The organism is Pacificoceanicola niger (genome assembly GCF_048553275.1).
Taxonomy (GTDB): domain Bacteria; phylum Pseudomonadota; class Alphaproteobacteria; order Rhodobacterales; family Rhodobacteraceae; genus Pacificoceanicola.
The window spans coordinates 291,445-312,754 of record NZ_JBLZMW010000002.1 but is presented as its reverse complement, the minus strand read 5'-3'; the positions used below and the strand labels follow the sequence as shown (position 1 = coordinate 312,754).

17 protein-coding genes are annotated in these 21,310 nt (G+C 63.7%); 4 read left to right on the top strand and 13 right to left on the bottom strand.

Annotated features, from left to right (window positions below):
• Positions 1-47 precede the first annotated feature (47 nt).
• From ACN2XU_RS04115 to ACN2XU_RS04090, 6 genes are all read right to left on the bottom strand, one after another.
• Positions 48-1,847, bottom strand: a complete 1,800-nt coding sequence (locus ACN2XU_RS04115; protein ID WP_419409132.1) for an NAD(P)/FAD-dependent oxidoreductase — start codon at positions 1,845-1,847, stop codon at positions 48-50.
• 140 nt (positions 1,848-1,987) lie between these two features.
• Complete coding sequence (locus ACN2XU_RS04110; protein WP_419409131.1) at positions 1,988-3,721, bottom strand: sigma-54-dependent Fis family transcriptional regulator; 1,734 nt, start codon at positions 3,719-3,721, stop codon at positions 1,988-1,990.
• 138 nt (positions 3,722-3,859) lie between these two features.
• Positions 3,860-4,624: an ABC transporter permease gene (locus tag ACN2XU_RS04105; RefSeq protein ID WP_419409130.1), complete on the bottom strand. Its 765-nt coding sequence runs from the start codon at positions 4,622-4,624 to the stop codon at positions 3,860-3,862.
• Positions 4,624-5,424 carry an ABC transporter ATP-binding protein gene (locus ACN2XU_RS04100; protein ID WP_419409129.1) on the bottom strand — a complete coding sequence of 267 codons (801 nt, stop codon included), beginning with the start codon at positions 5,422-5,424 and terminating at the stop codon, positions 4,624-4,626. Before ACN2XU_RS04100 ends, ACN2XU_RS04105 begins: the two co-directional genes overlap by 1 nt.
• A gap of 51 nt (positions 5,425-5,475) precedes the next feature.
• On the bottom strand, positions 5,476-6,495 hold the full coding sequence (locus tag ACN2XU_RS04095; RefSeq protein ID WP_419409128.1) for an ABC transporter substrate-binding protein: 1,020 nt from the start codon (positions 6,493-6,495) through the stop codon (positions 5,476-5,478).
• 297 nt (positions 6,496-6,792) lie between these two features.
• A complete protein-coding gene (locus ACN2XU_RS04090; protein WP_419409127.1) occupies positions 6,793-9,084 on the bottom strand; it encodes an Orn/Lys/Arg family decarboxylase in 2,292 nt (763 codons plus the stop codon).
• A gap of 236 nt (positions 9,085-9,320) precedes the next feature.
• Between ACN2XU_RS04090 and ACN2XU_RS04085 the strand changes: the two genes are divergently transcribed.
• Positions 9,321-9,596, top strand: a complete 276-nt coding sequence (locus ACN2XU_RS04085; RefSeq protein ID WP_419409126.1) for a hypothetical protein — start codon at positions 9,321-9,323, stop codon at positions 9,594-9,596.
• An 18-nt stretch (positions 9,597-9,614) separates the two neighbouring features.
• On the opposite strand, the gene ACN2XU_RS04080 is transcribed toward ACN2XU_RS04085, so the two are convergent.
• Both ACN2XU_RS04080 and ACN2XU_RS04075 read right to left on the bottom strand, forming a co-directional pair.
• Positions 9,615-10,259: a L,D-transpeptidase gene (locus ACN2XU_RS04080; protein WP_419409125.1), complete on the bottom strand. Its 645-nt coding sequence runs from the start codon at positions 10,257-10,259 to the stop codon at positions 9,615-9,617.
• Positions 10,260-10,434: 175 nt separating this feature from the next.
• A complete protein-coding gene (locus ACN2XU_RS04075; RefSeq protein ID WP_419409124.1) occupies positions 10,435-10,833 on the bottom strand; it encodes a (R)-mandelonitrile lyase in 399 nt (132 codons plus the stop codon).
• Between the two features lie 252 nt (positions 10,834-11,085).
• On the opposite strand from ACN2XU_RS04075, the gene ACN2XU_RS04070 reads away from it, so the two are divergent.
• The gene (locus ACN2XU_RS04070; RefSeq protein ID WP_419409123.1) at positions 11,086-12,756 is read left to right on the top strand and encodes a sulfatase-like hydrolase/transferase; all 1,671 of its coding nucleotides are present in this window, start codon (positions 11,086-11,088) and stop codon (positions 12,754-12,756) included.
• A gap of 581 nt (positions 12,757-13,337) precedes the next feature.
• Positions 13,338-14,144, top strand: a complete 807-nt coding sequence (locus ACN2XU_RS04065; RefSeq protein ID WP_419409122.1) for a transglutaminase-like domain-containing protein — start codon at positions 13,338-13,340, stop codon at positions 14,142-14,144.
• Positions 14,145-14,288: 144 nt separating this feature from the next.
• On the opposite strand, the gene ACN2XU_RS04060 is transcribed toward ACN2XU_RS04065, so the two are convergent.
• From ACN2XU_RS04060 to ACN2XU_RS04040, 5 genes are all read right to left on the bottom strand, one after another.
• Positions 14,289-15,137 carry an ABC transporter permease gene (locus ACN2XU_RS04060; RefSeq protein WP_419409121.1) on the bottom strand — a complete coding sequence of 283 codons (849 nt, stop codon included), beginning with the start codon at positions 15,135-15,137 and terminating at the stop codon, positions 14,289-14,291.
• Between the two features lie 4 nt (positions 15,138-15,141).
• Entirely contained in the window at positions 15,142-15,999 is an 858-nt protein-coding gene (locus ACN2XU_RS04055; protein ID WP_419409120.1) for an ABC transporter permease, read from the bottom strand.
• Complete coding sequence (locus ACN2XU_RS04050) at positions 15,999-17,090, bottom strand: ABC transporter ATP-binding protein (RefSeq protein ID WP_419409119.1); 1,092 nt, start codon at positions 17,088-17,090, stop codon at positions 15,999-16,001. Before ACN2XU_RS04050 ends, ACN2XU_RS04055 begins: the two co-directional genes overlap by 1 nt.
• A 60-nt stretch (positions 17,091-17,150) precedes the next feature.
• On the bottom strand, positions 17,151-18,215 hold the full coding sequence (locus tag ACN2XU_RS04045; protein ID WP_419409118.1) for an extracellular solute-binding protein: 1,065 nt from the start codon (positions 18,213-18,215) through the stop codon (positions 17,151-17,153).
• Between the two features lie 312 nt (positions 18,216-18,527).
• Positions 18,528-19,853 carry an ABC1 kinase family protein gene (locus ACN2XU_RS04040; protein WP_419409117.1) on the bottom strand — a complete coding sequence of 442 codons (1,326 nt, stop codon included), beginning with the start codon at positions 19,851-19,853 and terminating at the stop codon, positions 18,528-18,530.
• Positions 19,854-20,066: 213 nt separating this feature from the next.
• Between ACN2XU_RS04040 and ACN2XU_RS04035 the strand changes: the two genes are divergently transcribed.
• Entirely contained in the window at positions 20,067-21,239 is a 1,173-nt protein-coding gene (locus ACN2XU_RS04035; protein WP_419409116.1) for a class I SAM-dependent methyltransferase, read from the top strand.
• The last annotated feature ends 71 nt before the right edge of the window (positions 21,240-21,310 follow it).

Sequence of the window (21,310 nt, the reverse complement as noted above, 5' to 3'; positions counted from 1 at the left end):
AGGCCAGCCCGGGAACGGCAGGCCGCGCGATTCACGCAAGCGACGGGTCAGGCGGTGTGATGCACGGCCTGAAGCCCGTAGACGGGGGTATCCATCCCCTCCATCCGCGCCTTGAGCTGCAAGGCGAGATAGAGCGAGTAGTGCCGCGACTGGTGCAGGTTGCCGCCATGGAACCACAGGTGGTCCTGCTGGGTCGGCTTCCACATGTTGCGCTGCTCGCCCTCCCATGGGCCAGGATCCTTGGTGGTGTCGGAGCCGAGGCCCCAGACCTTGCCGACCTTGTCCGCGACGTCCTGGCTGATCAGATCGGCCGCCCAGCCGTTCATGCTGCCATAGCCCGTGGCCATGACCACCAGATCCGCATCGAGATGCGTGCCGTCCGACAGCACCACGCCGGTCTCGTCAAAGTGGTCCACCTGCCCTTTGACCAGCTTCACCTCGCCGTCGATGATCAGCTGGCTGGCGCCGACGTCGATGTAATAGCCCGACCCGCGCCGCAGGTATTTCATGAACAGACCCGAGCCATCGTCGCCCCAGTCCAGTTCGAACCCGGCCTTCTCCAGCCCGGCATAGAACTCCGCATCGCGCTCGCGCATCTGGTCATAGAGCGGGATCTGGAATTCGTGCATGATCTTGTAGGGCAACGAGGCAAACACCATGTCGGCCTTCTCGGTGGTCATGCCACTGGCCACGGCCTCTTCGGAGTAGAGCGCGCCAAGACCGATATCCATCAGCGTGTCCGAGCGCACGATATGGGTCGAGCTGCGCTGGATCATTGTGACATCGGCGTCCGCCTCCCAGAGCGCGGCGCAGATGTCATGGGCGGAGTTGTTGGAGCCCACCACAACCACCTTTTTGCCGGTCCAGTCGTCGGGGCCCTTGTGCTGCGAGGAATGTTGAATCTCGCCCTTGAAGCGCTCCATGCCGGGAAAGTCCGGCATGTTGGGTTTGCCGGACATGCCGGTGGCCAGCACCAGTTGGGTGGGCTTCAGCGTGACCTCTTCGCCGTCGCGGTTGACGGTGACGGTCCATGTGCCGCTGGCTTCGTCATACTGCGCTGATTGCACTTCGGAGCGGGTCCAGTAGTTCAGCTCCATGACCTTGGTGTACATCTCCAGCCAGTCGCCGACCTTGTCCTTGGGGGTAAAGACCGGCCAGTTGTCCGGGAATTTGATATAGGGCAGATGGTCGTACCAGATCGGATCGTGCAAGCAGAGCGACTTGTAGCGGCTGCGCCACTGATCGCCGGGGCGGTCATGTTTGTCGAGAATGATGGTCGGCACGCCAAGCTGGCGCAGACGCGCGCCAAGCGCGATGCCGCCCTGCCCGCCACCGACGATGACGGTGTAGGGCTGCTCGGTGTAGCCGAGAATGGCCGCCTCTGCCTCGCGGCTCTCCTGCCATGTGGTGCGGTTCTTTTTCGCGCCATGTTCGGCGCCCATGGGGCGGCGCGTCCCGCGGTTTTCCTCGAAGCCCTTGAGTTCCTGCAAGGCGGTGAGCAGCGTCCAGATGCGACCGTCCCTGATCCGCATCAGGCCCCAGCCGCGCCCGGCGTCGGTTTCGAAGGTGATCCAGGCCGTGATCACGCCGCCGTCCTCACCGGGGATCTCGCCATCCTGAATCCGGAAATTATGCGGTTTGGTGTGGCTGAGTTGTGCGCTTAGCATGTCCTTCACCCCGGACGGCCCCTCCACCGTCTTGAGATTCCAGGTCAGCGCGACCAGGTCGCGCCAGTAGCTGTCGGTTGCAAACAGGGCGCTGGCGGCCTTGGCATCGCCTGCCTGCAGGGCAGCGTTCAGGCTGTCCAGCATCTCCTGCGTCTGTGATGTCACGGTTGAATCAAGCATCGCGTTTCCTCCTCGTCGGCAATGTGATGGCGGGAGTATCGCGGCGTCGCGCGCTGTCGATCCATGAAAATCGGGCCGTTTCGGCGGCGGCGGCGCTTGCGGCGGTGCAGCATGTTGCGCGCGCAACGGGACGCAACGGATCAGGCGGGCGGCTGCAACCCTTCCTTGCGAATCCGGCGCAGAACGGTGGAGCGATTGACGCCAAGCCGCCGCGCCGCGCGGGCCATGTTCCAGCCGCAGGCGTCCAGAACGGATTCGAGGCTCTCTTCCTGTTGGGCAGCGCTTTGCGGTGCGGCGGGCAGGTCCGGCAGGTCGATCACATCGCCTTCTGCAAGAGCGGCGGCCACCTCCAGCACATTGGCCAGTTCGCGCAGGTTGCCGGGCCAGTCGCGGCCCATCAGCTCGGCGCGGGCCGAGGGGCTGAGGCGCAGCTCGCCGCCGCTTTTGCGGCGCAGCACCCGCTCCATCAGCCAGCCAAGGTCCTGACGCTGGCGCAGGGGCGGCAACCTCAGCGTTGTTCCGGCAAGACGGTGATACAGCGGACCCGGCAGGCCGTTCGGCCCGTTCGGCCGCGCCGGATCGAGGCCGCTGGTCGACAGAACCCGCAGGTCCGGGCGGGTGTCGAGAAAGCCCGGCAGCGCGGCGCAGGTCTGCGGCGGCAGATCCTCCACCCGGCGCAGGAGCAGCGTGGCGGGATGGGCGCAGGCGGTCTGCTCGTGCAACTGCGCGACGCTCAGCCCGGCGCAGTCGACGCTCAGGAATCCTTCGCGGCGGGAGGCCATGTGGATCGCGCGCGCGAGCTTGGTCTTGCCGGTGCCGGTCTCCCCGGTGATGAGCAGTGCAATGGCGGTGCCAGCGAGTTTCTCGCCCTGCAACAAAAGCCGGGTCATCACCGGATCGGCTCCCGCCAGCCCCGATAGCGCCCCGCCCGTGGCACGCCGCGCGGGGGCAGCGCTGCGCGGGGTTTGCGGCGCGATGGCATGGCCAAAAACCGCGCCGCCGTCGGGCAGCGGCACAATGCGCTCTTCGGTGGGCCGATCGCGCATCAGGTCGGGCAGATCGTCAACGGACAGGCCAAGAAGATCGTCGATGCGGCGACCGATCAGCGGCTTGCCCTCGCCCAGCATCCGACCGGCGGCGCGGGTAAAGCCGATGATGCGACCCGCGCCATCAAGACTCACCGCAGCTTCGGGATCGACGTCGAGAAACTCGGGCGACGAAGACAGGCGCAGCACCCAATCGCGGCGGCTGCTGGCCATGAGGTTGGCCATTTCCACCCGGCGTGCGGAGGCCATGACAAGGTTCATGGCGAGGTTCTGGCTGCTTTTCGGAGCGGGCGAGCGCAGGAGCGAGATATCCAGCACCGCGGCCAGTTGCCCGAGGCTGTCATAGATCGGCGCGGCGGTGCAGGAGAGCGCGGTATGGGCATTGCCGAAGTGATCGTCCTGATGGATCGTCACCGGCTCCCCGGTCACGAGGCAGGCGCCGACGCCGCAGGTCCCGGCAAGATCCTCGGACCAATTGGCGCCAAGGTAGAGGCCAGTGTGCCGAAGTTGATCGGTGAACCGGGTGTCACCAAAGAAATCGACGCAAACCCCCTGCGCATCGGTGAGCAACAGCACGTAATTCTGGCCAGCCACCTGCCGGAACAGGCTTTGCAGCCCGGAGCGCGCCGCGCCGATCATCCATTCGGCCTGATCGCGGTGCTCTCGCAGCTCGGTTTCGGTGACGATATGCGCCGGATCGGAGCGTGTCGGGTCCATGCCGTAGACCTCGACACAGCGCCGCCATGACGCGGAGACCGCGCTGTCGCGTCCGGTGGCCCGACCATCCAGAACGCGTTCGATCTCATCTACGTGGCGATGGTGGATCATCCTCTGCACTCTCCCCTGAGGGGATCATAGCACAAAAGCCGCCGCCCTCGCGCTCAGACTTTTGGCGCAGACGGCATCGGCCGGGAATTGGCATGAAATGCGCAGGGGGACGCACGATGCGCCCCCCCTGCCGGAAGATCAATGCTGCGGACGTTCGGCCCAGCCGGCGAAAATGCGTTCAAGCGCGACCACCGCGTAATAGAGCACGATGCCCAGCACCGCGAGCGCGATCAGCACCGCGAACATCAGCGGATAGTTCGAGTTCGTCTGCCCCGAGAGGAACAGCGCCCCCAGCCCCTTGCCATGCGGCGAGATGATCTCGACAAGGTTGGTCCCGATGAAGGCCAGCGTCGCGGAGACCTTCAACGCGCCAAAGAACTCCGGCAGGGTTTTGGGCAGAGCGATCTTGCGGAAGATCGTGACCTGGCTGGCGCCCAGAGAGCGCAGGATATCGCGGTATTCCGGCTCCAGCGTCGACAGGCCAATGCCCACGGAAACGGCAATCGGGAAGAAGCTGATGAGGAAGGCCATCAGCACCGTGTTGAAGTTGTGCTGTCCGATGAACAGCAGCGCCAGCACCGGCACCAGCGTCGCCTTGGGCACCGCATTGAAACCGACGAGCAAGGGATAAAGCGCATCGCGGGCGACGCGGCTGAAGCCCATGATCATGCCGAGCAGCGTGCCGAAGATCACCGCCAGCGCCAGCCCTGCAACGGTGCGCCATAGCGTTTGCCAGCTGCCGATCAGGAAGAGGTTCCAGAATTTCGCGTAGGCTTCGGGCAGATCCGAGGGCGAGGCCATGACGTAATTCGGCCAGCCGTTGACCCAGACGAGGAATTCCCAGAACGCAAGGAACAGCACGATGGCGATCACCGGGATCGCGATTTTCTTGACGGTCTGCATCAGTGCGCGGCCTCCGGCTGTCGCCCCTGGGCGATCTTGATCTGCTCGCGCAGGGTGGCCAGCATCTCGGAGCATTCCGGGGTGTAAAGCCCGTCCAGCTGGCGCAGACCGCCCTGCCCCGGATAGCGCACATTCAGCACGTATTGCGTAGTGGCCGGACGGCCCGACAGCACGATGACCTGATCGCCAAGATAGACGCTTTCACGCAGGTCATGCGTGATCAGCACGGCGGTAAAGGGCTCCTTGGCGCGCAGCGCGTGCATGGTTTGCCACAGGTCCTCGCGGGTGAAGGCGTCGAGCGCGCCGAAGGGCTCGTCCATGATCAGCACGTCGGGCTTGTGCACGATGGCGCGGCAGAGCGAGGCGCGCTGGCGCATCCCGCCCGACAGCTCGGAGGGGCGTTTGTTCTCGAACCCATCAAGCCCGACCAGCGTCAGCAATTCCATGGCGCGGGCCACACGGTCGGCGCGCGGCATGGAGGGCGCGACGATTTCCAGCGGCAGGATGACGTTTTCAAGGATGGTTCGCCATTCCAGCATCACCGGGTTCTGAAACGCCATGCCAACGGTCTTGCGCGGGGATTTGACCAGCGCCCCGTGCAGCCAGACCTCGCCCTGATCGGGCTTCATCAGCCCGGCAACAAGCCGTGTAAGCGTGGATTTGCCACAGCCCGAGGGGCCGACAACGGCGGCGAACTCGCCTTCGGGCACGGCGATGTTGAGATCGTCGAGCACCGGAAGCGGGCCGCTCGGCGTTTTGTAGGCGTGGGTCACGCCCTTGATTTCAATGAGATTTGTCATGGGGTTGCGTGATCCCCGGCAGCACAAAAGCGCCGCCGGAGATCCATGGCCTTACTGCAGCATGCGCGCGGCGGCGTCAGGCAGGTAGCTGTCATCGAAATAGAGCGACATCTCCGGCTCGGCGCTGAAGGTGTAGACCGATTTGGTCTGCTCGATGGCCGTGGCCATGCGGTCGGCGTCGATCCCGCCGAGGCCGTTCGCCTTGACGTAATCGGTGAGCACGTTGGCGTCGATGGACATTTGCAGTCGCTCGGTTTCGAGCTCCTTGTCCGCCGCCGGATTGCGTTTGAGCAACGCATCGACCGCCGCGCCCGGATCGGCGATCGCACCTTTCCAACCGGCCGCGATCGCCCCGAGGAAGCCGGTGACGATCTCCGGGTTTTCGGCGGCATAGTCGGTGTTGACGATGATGGCGTTGCCATAAAGCGCGACGCCATTGTCCGCCATCAGGATAACGCTGATGTCATCCTGCGGCACGCCGAGGCGCTTGAGGTTGAGCGTGGAGGAGAAGGAGAAGCCGGTCACGGAGGCCACCTTGCCTTCGGCCAGCATCGGCTCGCGGGTCGGAAAGCCGACCGGCTCGACCGTGATCGCATCGACGTCCAGATCGTTCTCGGCGGCGAAGATCGGGAACTGCGCCCAAGCGCCGTCCGGCGGCGGCGCGCCGAGCACCTTGCCTTCGAGGTCCTTCGGCGTCTCGACGCCCAGCGACTTGCGGCCAACAATGGCAAAGGGAGGCTTGTCGTAGATCATCATGACGGCCTTGACCGGCGCGTCGGGATTCTGATCGAGAAAGCGCATCAGGCTGTTGATGTCGGCAAAGCCCACCGGGAAAGCGCCGGTGGCGACCTTCGGAATCGCGTCGAGCGAGCCTTTGCCTTCGGAGATTTCCACTGACAGACCGGCGTCCGCGAAAAGCCCCGCGTCGATCGCGAGGAAATACGGCGCCGAAGGCCCTTCGAATTTCCAGTCGAGGGCGAAGGGAACGTCGGTTTCGGCAGAGGCCGCACCGGTGAAGCTCAGGGCGGCAAGGGAGGCAGCAAAGGCTGCGGATGCGAAACGGGTGTACAAGGAATCCTCCTGGGTTGGATGCGTCCGAACTATTCGGGGCGCAAGGGCCGGAGGGAACGGGTTTGCCTTGAATTGCGGCCGGGCCGGCGCAAAGTGACGCATTTTGCATCACACCGGCCCATTTCGATCAAATTTTAATCACACCCTGCATCGAATGCGGGCGGATCTGCCTGTTTTTCACGCTCTACCATGACAATGAGGCGACTTCAGGCGGTGCATCCGTTGGTTGCACGCCTGCGCAGGATTGGCGCAACGGGAGGGGCAGGCAGGGCCGCCGCGACGGCCCTGCCCCATCCGTTACGCTGCCACGCAGTCGGCGAAGTAGTGCATCAGGCCATCCTCGCCCTTTTCCTGCACCAGACCGTGAATGTCGGTCTCGAAGCCGGGGCATTCCTTGGCGAATTCGCGGTTGAACTTGAGGTATTCGACGATCTTCCGGTTGAAGACCTCGCCGGGGATCAGCAGCGGAATGCCGGGCGGGTAAGGCGTGACGAGCGAGGTCGTGATGCGCCCTTCGAGCGCGTCGATCGGCACGCGCTCAGTCTTGCGGCGGGCGATCTGGGCGTAGGCGTCGGTGGGCGTCATCGCCGGGTGATGATCGCTGAGGTAGATCTCCGTCGAGAGCCGTGCCACGTCATATTTCGCATACATCGCATGCACATGCTGGCACAGATCGCGCAGGCCCATCTTTTCGTACCGGCTTTGCTTGCCGCAGAATTCCGGCATGACACGCCACAGCGGCTGGTTCTTGTCGAAGTCATCCTTGAACTGCTGAAGCGCCGCGAGAAGCGTGTTCCAGCGCCCCTTGGTGATGCCGATGGTGAACATGATGAAAAAGCTGTAAAGCCCGGTCTTCTCAACCACCACGCCGTGCTCTGTCAGGTATTTGGAGACGATGGAGGCGGGAATGCCGGTGTCACCGAAGTTGCCGTCGATATCGAGGCCGGGCGTGATGATCGTCGCCTTGATCGGGTCGAGCATGTTGAAGCCGCGGGCCATGTCGCCGAATCCGTGCCAGCTGTCCTTGCCGCCGCTTTCGAGCCCCTCGCTGTCGGTGCGCTTGAGTTCCCAGTCCTCGGCGCGGCCCATGCCATCCTCGGTTTCGTCAAAGTCCTCCGGCCCCCAGACCTTGAACCACCAATCGCTGGCGTATTCCTTGCCGACCTTCTTCATGGCGCGGCGGAATTCGAGACTTTCGACGATGCTCTCTTCGACAAGCGCGGTGCCGCCCGGCGGCTCCATCATCGCCGCCGCCACATCGCACGAGGCGATGATCGAATACTGCGGGCTGGTGGACGTGTGCATCAGGTAGGCCTCGTTGAAGAGGTGCCGGTCGAGTTTGGTCTCTTCGGCGTCCTGCACAAGGACATGGCTGGCCTGACTGATCCCGGCGAGCAGCTTGTGCACCGATTGCGTTGCATAGGTCACGGATTTCTGCGTGCGGGGACGCTTGCTGCCCATGGCGTGGTAGGTGCCATAGAACGAGTGGAAGGCCGCATGCGGCAGCCACGCCTCGTCGAAATGCAGGTTCTCGACCCAGCCGTCGAGCATGCCTTTGATCACCTCGGTGTTGTAGAGGACGCCGTCATAGGTGGATTGGGTCACCGTCATGATGCGCGGCTGCACAGTGTCGGCGTCATAGTCCTTCAAAAGCGGGTTTTCGCGGATTTTGGCCTTGATCGCCTCTGGCTCGAACTCGCTGCGCTGGATCGGGCCGATGATGCCCCAGTGGTTGCGCGTGGGTTTGAGAAAGACCGGAATCGCGCCGGTCATGATGATCGAATGCAGAATGGATTTATGGCAGTTGCGGTCAACCACGACCACGTCACCGGGGGCAACGGTGTGGTGCCAGACCATCTTGTTCGAGGTCGAGGTGCCGTTGGTCACAAAGAAGCAGTGGTCGGCATTGAAGATCCGCGCGGCGTTCTTCTCGGAATCGCCGATGGCGCCGTTGTGGTCCAGCAGCTGGCCCAGTTCCTCCACCGCGTTGCACACATCCGCGCGCAGCATGTTTTCGCCGTAGAACTGGTGATACATCTGGCCGATGGGGCTTTTGAGAAAGGCCACGCCACCGGAATGCCCCGGGCAATGCCACGAGTACGAGCCATCCTCGGCGTAATCCAGCAGCGCCTTGAAGAACGGCGGCTGGATGAACTCCAGATAGCTCTTGGCCTCGCGGATGATGTGACGCGCCACGAATTCGGGCGTGTCCTCGAACATGTGGATAAAGCCGTGCAGCTCGCGCAGGATGTCATTGGGCAGGTGCCGCGACGTCTTGGTTTCGCCATAGACATAGATCGGCACATCGGCATTCTTCCAGCGCACTTCCTCGATGAAATTGCGCAGGTTGACCACCGCCGGATCGAGATCGGGACCGGCGCTGAATTCCTCGTCGTCGATCGACAGAACGAAGGCGCTGGCGCGGGACTGCTGCTGGGCAAACTGGCTCAAATCGCCATAACTCGTGACCCCGAGCACACTGAACCCTTCGTTTTCAATGGCTTCCGCCATCGCTCGGATCCCGAGTCCCGAGGAATTCTCGGATCGGAAATCTTCGTCGATGATGACAATCGGAAAGCGGAACTTCATGCGGGTCTCCCGTCGGACACCCCGCCGACATGACGGGTGTTGGGGACTCTGTAGCGCCCCGAACCGGTGGTTTCCAGAGTTTCATGGGGGGCACACGCGCCCGGTGTGCGGGTGGTGAAGGGATACCACGCCCGCAGTCCGGGTTTGACGGGCGGCCCCGGCGCGCTCGGCGCTTGCGGCTCTGGCTTCGGGAGGACATAGTCCTGTTCGAAAAATCACAAACCGGATTGGCCCAGATGACCAGACCTTTCGCGCTTCTTCTCTGTCCCTTGATCCTGTCGGCCGTGGCGGCCTGCGAGCCGGTGCCCGGCGGCGGCGCGGCATCCCCCGGGATCGTGACCGTCCCGGAGTCCGTCTCGTCGATTGCGGCGCCGTTTCAGGACCTGAGCACAGCCCGGATCAAGGCCGAGGACGGCTGTTACTGGTACACCCATCGCGGACCGGTGGAGACGACCGAGCTGCCGCTGCGCACGACTGCCGGCAACCCGATCTGCACCCGCGCGCAAAGCTGACGCAGGCACGGCGGCGGGTCAGAGCCCGCTGCCATCCGTTGGATAAAGATAGGCGGTCACACCGGTGTCCACCTCGTCGTAGAGCGCATTGATATGCGGCATCACCATGCGCACGCAGCCCGAGCTGGCCCGTGTGCCGATGGAGCGCGGCGCGGGCGTGCCGTGAATGCGCAGGTAGGTGTCGCGATCGCCCACATAGAGATAGAGCGCCCGCGACCCCAGCGCATTGCCCGGTCCCGGCGGCATGCCCTCTTCCCAGCGGGCGTATTTGTCCGGTTCACGCTTGATCATCGTCGGGGTCGGGGTCCAGCCCGGCCATTTCGACTTGCGTTTGATCGTGTAGACGCCCGGCTCGTACAGACCGTCGCGCCCGATGGCCACGCCGTAGCGCATCGCAAAGCCGTCTTCGTGAATGTGATAGAGATAGCGCGCCACCGCATCGACGTGGATATCCCCCGGTTTCAGGCCGGGATTGGCCTTGACCCGGACCGGAAGCAGTCGCTTGTGCAATCCCCATGGGTTGCTGCTGCCGAGGTCGAAATTCTCCGGTGTCACCTGCGCGTCCCAGGCATCCCAATCTGCGGGCGCGGCGAAGGCAGGCCGCAAAAGCGCGGGCATGGCAAGGGTGGATAGAGCAGCAATCATCGTGCGCCGTGTCAGCATGGGCGTGTCTCCGGACATATCAGGCCATAACTCCGGGCCGCGCAAACGCGGACCGGATTCCTCGCCATGAAGGGGGAAACCGGCCGGGGTTCAAACCCGATTCGACGATCCGCACCATATTTGCCGTCAACTGCGGTGCGGATGCTACGCCGGCGCGTGACAAATCGGGCCCGCCTCAGGCCGCGCCGTACTCGCCGTCCGTGACCTTCTCCATCCATGTCACGGCCTCTCCGTCGATGACCTCCTGAATGGCAATGTGGCTCATGGCGGTGTCCGGTGTCGCGCCGTGCCAGTGTTTCTCGCCCGCCGGGAACCAGACCACGTCACCTTGGCTGATCTCTTCGACCGGGCCGCCTTCGCGTTGCACCCTGCCCCGTCCGAAGGTGACGATCAGAGTCTGCCCGGCAGGATGGGTGTGCCAGGCGGTGCGCGCACCCGGCTCGAATGTCACGTGGCTGCCCGCGGCGCGGCCCGGGTCCTCGGCGCGGAACAGCGGGTCCATACGCACCGTTCCGGTGAACCACTCTGCGGGCCCCTTCGTAGAGGGCGTGCTGCCGCTTCGGGTGATCTTCATGTCCGTCTCCTTTGATGCTTGCGCAAAGGGTACGACACCCCCGCCGCCGCCGAAAGCCCGCAGCCGTCGCGATTGATTTCTGTTGCCGCCGGAGCGGGACACTGCTGCGCGCGCCCGCCGGACAAGGAAGATTTCCGTGGGCTTGGCGGAATGTGTATTTTATCGCCCCCCGGAAGCGCGCTAGCCTTGCCCCGGACAGATCCAGGGAGGATCGGAGAGGCCGCGCTCGATGCGTCCCTTCGACAAAAACGCATGGCCAAAGCCAGAAATATACTCTTCATCATGTTCGATCAGCTGCGCTGGGATTACCTGTCCTGTTATGGCCATCCCCACCTGCACACGCCGAACATCGACCGGCTCGCGGCGCGTGGAGTGCGGTTTGACCGCGCCTATATCCAATCGCCGCTCTGCGGTCCGTCGCGGATGTCGACCTATACCGGCCGCTACGTCCACTCGCATGGCGCCTGCTACAACAACGTGCCGCTCAAGGTGGGCGAGCGCACGATGGGCGATTATCTGCGCGACGCGGGCATGGGCTGCTGGCTGGTGGGCAAGACGCATATGGCCGCCGATGCGGAGGGCATGCGCCGCCTCGGGATCGAGCCGGACAGCGTGATCGGCGCACGGGTTTCGGAATGCGGCTTTGACATCTTCGAGCGCGATGACGGCATGCGCCCCGAGGGGCCGATGGGCCTTTACGACGCGGGCGGCGCGCTCAAGTACAACGAATACCTGCGCGACAAGGGCTATGAGAGCGACAATCCCTGGCACGATTATGCCAATTCGGGGATCGGCGCGGATGGCAGCGTGCTGTCGGGCTGGTTCCTGAACAATGCCGATGCCCCCGCGAATATCCGCGAGGAAGACAGCGAAACACCCTACCTGACGCGCCGGGGCATGGACTTCATCGAAGCGCAGGGCGATCAGCCGTGGTGTTGCCACCTGTCCTACATAAAGCCGCACTGGCCCTACATCGTGCCCGCGCCCTATCATGCCATGTACGGCCCCGAGCATTTCCTGCCGCCCGTGCGCAGCGCCGAGGAGGCGGATCAGGCGCATCCGGTCTTCAAGGGGTTCATGAACGCGCCCGTCGGCAAGGCGTTTTCCCGCGATGCGGTGCGTGACAAGGTGCTGCGCGCCTACATGGGGCTGATCAAGCAATGTGACGACCAGATGGGCGTTTTGTTCGACTGGCTGGAGCGGACGGGCCGGATGCAGGACACGCTGATCGTGGTGACCTCGGATCACGGGGATTTCCTTGGCGATCATTGGCTTGGAGAGAAGACGTTCTTCCATGACGCCAGCACCCGGGTGCCGCTGATCATCTACGACCCGTCACAAGAGGCCGACGCCACACGCGGTTCGGTCTGCGACGCATTGGTGGAATGCATCGACCTTGCCCCGACCTTCCTTGAGGCGGCGGGCGGCGATGTCGATGCGGTGCGCCATGTTCTGGAGGGCAGATCGCTGATGCCCCTGCTGCACGGCAAAGCGGACGGCGCGCGGCGCGATTATGTGGTCTGCGAATACGATTATTCCATGACGCCACTGGCCACGAAACTCGGGCTGGGACCGGAGGAAGGCCGCATGTTCATGGTGGCGGACAAGACCTGGAAGATGATCCATTTCGAAGGCGGCTTTCGCCCGATGCTGTTTGATTTGAAGGCCGATCCGCAGGAGCTGGTCGATCTGGGGCAGAGTGCGGCACATGAGGCGGTGATCGCGCGGATGTACGCGCGCCTCGCCCAATGGGCGCGCAGACCGTCGCAGCGAACAACGCTGCCGCATGAGAAAATAGACCGCATGCGCAAGGGATCGTCGGCGGATCTTGGCGTGCTGATCGGGGTCGTTGACCCGAGCGAGCTGCCTGCGGAACTGACCGTTCCCTATGTCGGCCGCATGGTCCCGGACAAACGCGGCTAGCGCCGGGCCATCCAGAGAACGGGATTTCGAACTGCGCGGCCAGGCGCCACTGCGCCCGCATCCGTGTCCCGGGGCCGATGACAGTCGGCGCTGGCGGCCTATATCCTGTCGGAGGGGCGATCCGCTCTGTTCAGATCCACCCCGATGGCCTGCGGAGAAAGGGCAGCAGGCGGGCGTTCGACGGCCCGTGGCAGGGCGGTAAGAGAGGCGCGCCCGTATCGCAGCCGCGCGTACCGAGACACCTTTGCGGCCTTCTGTGACTGATCCATGACCACGACGAATGAACACGCGGCTGTCCAGATCGACAAGGCCCTGTTCCAGCCAATCCTGCAGCGCGCCCTTATCCGGTCAGTGGCCTGCAGAGCGCGTTGAGATTGCCATCCCGGCAAAGCTGCCGCACAGGCCGGTCTGCTTACGGTCTCTGGCTTTGTGCGGCCATGGCCTGTACTGTGCGATTTTCCCCGGCCTGCCTCCCGGCGCGCGCGCTTCGGGCGCCAATACTCCGAAAATGCACCTTACTCATAGGAAACAAATCGTTGCACGATGATCCTCATCCCATATCACACCCCCAAAGCCCCGGCATGCGCGTCCATATCGGCTGCCGTCTGAGCTATAGCTTCCCGCAGCCCACGCCGCTGATCGCGATCCTGAATGTGCATTATTCGCGCTTTGGCGATCTCGAACGCACCGACCATCTGTTGACCACGCCGAGCGTTCCGGTGGAAAGCTATCGCGACGGGTTTGGCAATTGGTGCACCCGTCTGGTGGCGCCCGCCGGCGTGTTCAGCCTCGAAACCGATGGCATCTTCCGCGATACCGGTCTGCCCGATCCGGTATACCCCGACGCAAGGCAGCATGCAGTTCAGGATCTGCCGGTCGAGACGCTCGTGTTTCTGCAGGGCAGCCGTTACTGCGACACCGACCTGTTGTCGGCGGAAGCCTGGCGCCTGTTCGAGGGCGTCGCGCCGGGATGGCAGCGGGTACAGGCAATCTGCGATTTCGTGCACGGGCATGTCAGGTTCGATTACATGCAGGCCAATGCGACGCGCACCGCCTCGCAGACCCTCGCCGAGCAGCAGGGCGTGTGCCGGGATTTTGCCCATCTTGCCATCGCGCTGTGCCGCTGCATGAACATTCCGGCGCGCTATTGCACCGGCTATATCAGCGACATTGGTCAGCCGGAGCCGCATCAACCGGGCGATTTTGCCGCGTGGATGGAGGTCTATCTCGACGGGGAGTGGCGGATGTTCGATCCGCGCAACAATCGCCCCATGATCGCGCGCATTCTGATCGCGCGCGGGCGCGACGCTGCCGATGTGCCCCTGACCCAGACGTTCGGGGAAAACACGTTGATCGACTTCAAGGTCTGGACCGATGAGATCCTCTGAGGGCGGGTGCGCGGAGTGCGTCGGCTTTGATCCCCGAGCCCCGCGCCCAGGCAATTGGCGCGGGACGCGGCACTCGGTCAGGCCGCCGAAGCCGTCGGAATAGCCAACCACCCGGACGGGGCAGCGCAGGCCCCTTCCCCGTCCCTAACGGCGCTGAAACAGGATCACCACAAGCGCCAGCAGCGACGAGCCGAGCATCAACAGCAGCGAGACCGCGTTGAGCAGCGGCGTCGAGCCTTCCTTCAGACGGTCGAACATGGCGATCGTCAAAGGTGCATCGGAGCCGACGAGCATCAGCGTCGTGTTGAAGTTCTCGAAACTCATCAGGAAGCCGACCACCACCGCGCCGATCATGGCCGGCATGAGGAAGGGAATGGTGATCGTGCGCACCGCCACCATCCGCGTTGCGCCAAGATTGAGCGCGGCGTCTTCCAGAGTTCGATCGAATTTTTGCAGCCGCGCGGTGATGACCAGCGTCGCGATGGTGGTGATAAAGGAGAATTGCCCGAGGATCACCAGCAGCAGACCCGGGCGCAGCGCCTGAACATCCATCTGCGCCAGATCCCAGATGCCATTCGCCAAAGTCGAGGAAAACACGAGGATCGAAATGCCCAGCACGATCCCCGGCACGACCAATGGCAAGAGCATCAGTACGTAGAGCGCCCCCTTGCCGCGGAAATCATAACGGTTGAACAGGAAGGCGTTGGTGGTGCCCACGCTCACCGACAGCACCGCGACGCAAACCGCGACAAAGGCGGAGGTGCCCACGGCGCGCAGGATGCCGCGTTCGTGGAAGACGCCGATCTGCGGGCGGTCCTCTCCGAAGAACCAGTTCCAGGTAAAGCCCTCCCACGGCAGCGAGGGGAACTGGCTGTCGTTGAAGGCGAACACCGCGACAACGGTCAGCGGCAAGGCCAGATAGAGGAAAAACAGCAGCACATAGCCGCCGTAGATCATGCGAAAGCTGCGGGATTGGGGAATGGTCGGGATCATGGCCTTATCCCATCGTTTCTTGCAGCGTGCGGCCCGTCAGGCGCAACATGCCCCAGACGATCACCGAGGACAGCACCAGCAGCATGAAGCCAAAGGTCGCGCCCAGCTCCCAGTTGGAGCGCACGATGAACTGGTTGTAGATCATCTCGGTGAACCACAGGCTGTCCTTGCCGCCCAGCATGGTCGGCGTCAGGTAATTCCCGAGCGAGAGCATGAAGACAACGATACTGCCCGAGACAATCCCCGGCATTGCGTGGGGAATAATGATCTCGCGCAGCACCGACAGGCCGTTGCCGCCAAGATCATAGCCCGCCTCGACCACGCTGTCGTCCAGGCTTTCGAGCGTGGTGACGAGGGGCACGACCATGAACAACATGGAGGTATAGACCAGCCCCACCATCATCGCCGCGTCGTTGTAGAGCATCTCGACCGGCTGATCGGCGAGACCGGCCCATTGCAGCAGGCTGGAGATCAGGCCGGTCTCGCGCAGCAGGATCATCCAGCCGAAGGTCCGCACCAGTTCAGAGACATAGAACGGGATCAGGCACAGCATGAAGAGCACCTGCTGCAACCGCCCCCGCGCCATCTTGGCGATGTAGTAGGACACCGGAAAAGCGATCAGCAGGGTAATCCCCGTGGCGAGGATCGACATGATCGCCGTGCGCCAGAACGTGCGCAGGTAGAGCGGTTCGGTCAGCGCCTTTTCGTAGTTGGTCAGGCTCGTCTCGTAGACGCCGAAGCTGATGCGCTCGCGCAGGGAGATCAGCAGCATGTCGATATGCGGGATGATGATCAGCAGGCCCAGCCAGAGCACAAGCGGCGTCAGCAGAAGGAAAAATCCGATCCGGGCGTCAGCGCGCATCAGGCGGCTCCCTTGAAACAGCTCGCCTGCGCCGCACCCCAGCCGATGTGCACGGTGTCGCCGCGCTTGAGACTGGCGAATTCGCCGGACTGCGGCAGCGTGACTTCGAGCGTCTCGCCAACATTGTCCTCCACCAGGACACGCGAGGCCGCGCCGTTGAACAGGATGCTGGTCACCGTGCCCTGCAGGCAGTTGTCGAAGCCGGAGAGCGCCTCTGCGCTGCCCGCCAGCCGGATCGACTCGGGTCGCACGAAAATCTCGGCCGCCTCTCCGGCAACGAGCGCCCCGGAGGCTGTGGCGCGCATGGCAAGGCCGGACTCCGTGCGCATCAGCAACGCTTCGCCTTCGACGCGTTCGATCCGGCCTTTCCAGCGGTTCGCCTCGCCGATGAAGCCGGCGACAAAGGGGGTCTCGGGGCGATAATACAGGTCCTGCCCGGTGCCGACCTGCTCGAAGCGACCGGCGTTCATCACGGCGATCTGGTCGGACATCACCAGCGCTTCGGACTGGTCGTGGGTGATATAGACAAAGGTGGTGTCAAAGGCCGCCTGCAGCGTCTTCAGCTCGACTTTCATATGTTCGCGCAGCTTCAGATCGAGCGCGCCAAGCGGCTCGTCGAGCAAGAGCACATCCGGCTCCAGCACCATGCAGCGGGCAATGGCCACGCGCTGCTTTTGTCCACCGGACAGCTCGTCGACCTTGCGATGGCCGATACCGGGCAGGCCGATACGGTCCAGCGCCTCATCGACCTTGAGCGCGATCTGATCCTTCGGCATTTTCTGCCGCCGCAGCCCGTAGCCGATGTTTTCCGCGATGGTCATCATCGGGAACAGCGCGAGATGCTGAAACACCATGTTGACCGGGCGTTTGTTGGGCGGCGTGTCGAGAACCGAGCCGCCCTTGATCCGGATGTCCCCGGAGGTGGGGTCGAGAAAGCCTGCGATCATCCGCATGATCGTTGTCTTGCCACAGCCCGAAGGCCCGAGAATCGAAAAGAAACTGCCCGGCGGCACGGAAAAAGAAACAGTGTCGACGGCAGTCGTCTCGCCGAACCGTTTTACCAGGTCGGTGCATTCAAGATCAGGGGTCATGCGGAGGGGTCCGTTCGTGTGGCGGCACCCGAAACCCGGATGCCGCCCGTTTCATTGAGATCAGTTGGCGGCCTGAACGCGGTCCAGAACGTCGCCTTCGATGGCTTCGAGACCGGCGGGCACCGGCGGATACCACTTGATGTTGTCGACGGCTTCGGGCGGGAAGCTGGCCTGATACTTGGCCTTCAGCGCGTCCTCGGCGAATTCGTCGGCCCCGGCAGAGGCGGTGAAATTGCCCGCCGCCGCGGTGATCATGGCCGCGATTTCCGGCTGCATGACAAAGTTGATCCAGTCATAGGCCGCCTCGTCCGCCTGCCCCTTGGCGGGCAGAACGAAGGTGTCGATCCAGCCAAGCGCACCGGAGGCCGGGGCGACAAAGGTGATGTCGGCGTTGTCGTCGTTCAGCTTCCAGCCGCCGGTGTCCCACGCCATGGAGGCGGTGACCTCACCGGAGCGCAGCAGGTTCATCAGCTCGTCGCCGCCGCCCCAATAGGTTTTGACGTTGGCCTTGCATTCGGTCAGCTTGGCCTCGACCTTGTCCATGATCTCCTTGTACTTCGCTTCGTCGCCGTAGGCCGCAAACGGGTCCTCGCCCAGGGCGAAGGCAAAACCGATCAGCGTCGGACGCTTGAGACGGTAGGACACCTTGCCCGCAACCGCCGGGTCGCACAGGTCGGTGTAATCCTTGACCGTATCGCCCGCCTCGGCGGTGTTCAGCACCAGACCGGAGGTGCCCCAGACGTGCGGCACGCCATAGACATCGCCGTTCACCGTGGTGTTGGCCATGGTGGCCTTCAGCATCGACGGGATGAACTGGTCCTGGTTCAGCTTGGAGACGTCGATCGGCTTGTAGATGCCGAATTCCATCTGCGGGCCCATCACGCGGTCCTGGCTCGGCTGCGCAAGGTCAAAGCCGCCGCCGCCGGTGGCGCGCAGCTTGGCGATCATTTCCTCGTTGTTGGACTTGGTCACCTCAACGGTGTGGCCGGTCTCGGCTTCGAACAGCTCGATGACCTCGTCGGGCGCATAACCGCCCCAGGTCAGCAGCCGAAGCGTATCGGCGGAGGCCGCCTGCGCGAGGCCCAGCACGGCGAGGCAGGTTGTGGTCAGCAATGTCTTGGTCATAGTCTTCCCCTCTGTTGGTCGGATCGTATTTTGCCACAGGATGCGCAGCGTTTACCGAATGGTCAAACGTATTATCGGCTGGCGCCTTATGGAGCTTGTTCATGACACTTCCGTGAATACGTCAGCTTTTCAAGCATTTACATCCAATGGACGAACCGGAGGGACGAAAATGACCTTGCGGGAGCAATACAGGAACCACCACTGCGGGCCCCTGCCTGGACGCGCGTGGAGGCACGACCGCCACGCCGCGCAGCGCACCGGATCCGTTCCCCGACGCGCGCTGCCCCGACCGGAACACGCAGGCCGTGCAGATCATGTCGCAGCGACGAACGGCTCCAAAATCTCGCGAATCGGCAGCCGGGCCTTCAGCCGCGCGCCCAGAAGGAACATCCCGCCGATCTTGCGCTGCAGATAGAGCACGTCCATCGGCAAGGTCGGCGGGACATAGCCCGCATCGGCCAGCGCCATGCCCTGCGCGCGCATCCGGTCCGGAAGCTGGCGATCGTTAAAATCAAAGAGCGTTTCGGACCTGATCGCATCGAAGACCGTGCAAATCATCCGCAGGATCTGTGCATCGAACGGCCCGCCCGTGGTCAGATGCAGAGCCCGCGCTGCCTCCGCCAGACCCGCCTCATCCCCCGACAGCCCCGCCCGAATCAGAGCGCAATAAGCCTCCGTCAGACCCGGATCAAGCCGGCGGCTGGCGCCGAAATCCAGCAAGATGATCGTGCCGCTTTGCGGATCATATCGGTAGTTGGCGAAATTCGGATCGCTTTGCGTCACTCCAAACCGGAACACTTCGCGCAACGTCAGCTCGATCAGCGCGGCCGCGATCCTGTTGCGCTCGCCCTCCCCCGCCATCGGCCCCGCCGTCTCGATCGGCTCGCCCGCGAGGAAGGACATGGTCAGCACATCCCCCGTGCTCCAATCCTCATGATAGCGCGGCAAGGCAAACCGCGTGTCGCCCTCCAGCAGCGTCTCGAATTCGCGCAGATGCGCGCCTTCCCGGATATAATCGGTCTCTTCATGCAGCTGTCTGCGCGCCTCATCGAGGTAAGGCGTCAGATCAAACCCCTTTGGTATGAGGCCGGACATCTTCAGCAGGCCCGCCACGTTCGAAACATCGCTGTCGATGCTGCGCGCAATGCCCGGATACTGCACTTTGACCGCCACGTCGCGCCCATCCTTCAGACAGGCGCGATGCACCTGTCCGATGCTGGCCGCTGCGATCGGGCGCACATTGAAGGACTGGAAGGAGCGCCGCCAATCCGCCCCCCAGTTGCGATCGAGAACCCGTTTGAGCTGATGTGGCGGCATGAAATGCGCCTGATCGCGCAGGCGCGCCATGATCTCGGCCAGCTCTGGCGGCAGAACCTCGCCCGCGTCCATCGACATGAGCTGGCCGATCTTCATTGCCGCGCCGCGCATCCGCGCCAGTTCCTCGGCCACGCGCCGCATGTTCCCCGGAGTGATCAGCAGGCGGCGCATCTCCGGCCGCGTACCGCGCGCCATCTCGCCAACGGCCTGCAGGGCCATGGTCCCCGCGATCCCCGCCGTCATCGAGCCAAGCCGGGCAAACCGGCCCAACCGGCTGGCCGGAACGCCAAGCGGCTTGCGGGTGTCCGGGGGCTGGCTCATCGGGGTTCTTTCGCGCGAAAAGAAGAAACAATTTTCCTCATGAAGCAGACATAGCGCGCCGGTGGAAAAGGCCAGCCATCCTGCGGGATTACCCGGCGATCGCGCGTTTGCAGCGGCGCCGGGCGCATTTCGCACGATCCTTTACCCTATTTTAGAGGGGCATGGTGAATATGGCGATCAGCAGCATTTTCTTCAAAAAAGGAAAAATAAAAAGTGCCAGAAAAACACGCGTTACAGCCGTCCTCGCCTTTTCAGGATTTTTCCCACCGCGACGCACAGGACGCCGACGCGCGCGTTCTGGACGCGACGCTGGAGCCGCTGACCGATGGGGGCGTTCGAAGCTCCGAAATCCTCGAAGAGGCGCTCGCGCTGGATCCCCATCATCACGAAGCCCGGATCCTGCGCGAGAGGCTGCACCAGATGTTCGTTCCACGCTGGCACTTTCCCATGCTTGCCGATGCCGCACGCAACCGAGCCTATGCCGAGGCCATCGCCGCGAAGGTCCGGCCCGGCGACATCGTGCTCGACATTGGCTGTGGTGCGGGGCTGACGGCGATGCTTGCGGCGCGGGCTGGCGCGAAACACGTCTACACCTGCGAGCAGCAACCTCTGATTGCGCAGGCCGCGACCCGCGTCATCGCCGAAAACGGCCTGAGCGATCGCATCACGGTCATTCCAAGGATGTCGCACACCCTTGTCGTTGGCGTCGACCTGCCGGAGCCTGCGGATGTGGTGGTTTCCGAGATCGTCGATACGCTTCTGCTTGGTGAAGGGGCGCTGGCGACGCTGAAGGATGCCATGTCCAGACTGGCCAAACCCAATGCCCGCGCGATCCCCGAACGCGGGACACTGATGGCGCAGCTCGTCGAAAGCGACAAGCTGCTGCACCTGTGGCGCCCCTATGAGGCGGAGGGCTTCGATCTCAGCGCGTTTCACCGCTTCGCCCGTGTCGCACAGCTGACACCCAACGATTTTTCCGCCTGCGGGTTGCGCCCCCTCGGTCCCGCGACCGACCTGTTCCAATTCGATTTCACCCGGCCCAGCCTGCAGCCCGCGCGCACCACGGAAGACCTCAGTTGTTCCGGCGCGGGCACCGTGCACGCGGTGTTCGTCAGTTTCGAAATGGAGCTGACACCCGACATCCTGCTGTCGAACGGGCTCTATTCGGACGGTCACTGGGGCAGAACAGCCTTCCTGCTGGATCGACCGGCGCTGGCCGAAGCCGGTGACTTTCTGCGCGTGACCGCACAACACGACACGTCAGAGTTGAGCCTGTCGATACATATGGGCGAGGCCGCCGCCGGGGATGCCGCATGGATGCCCCCCTCCTCGCGCGCCGCCTGGCACCCCACGCGCAGCGAGACGGCGGACCTGTCCTATCACTAGGGACCGCCGCACAGCTCGCGCCCCGCTTACCGCCCCGGCCCGTGGCCGGAGCGGTTCTTCCTCAACGTGTC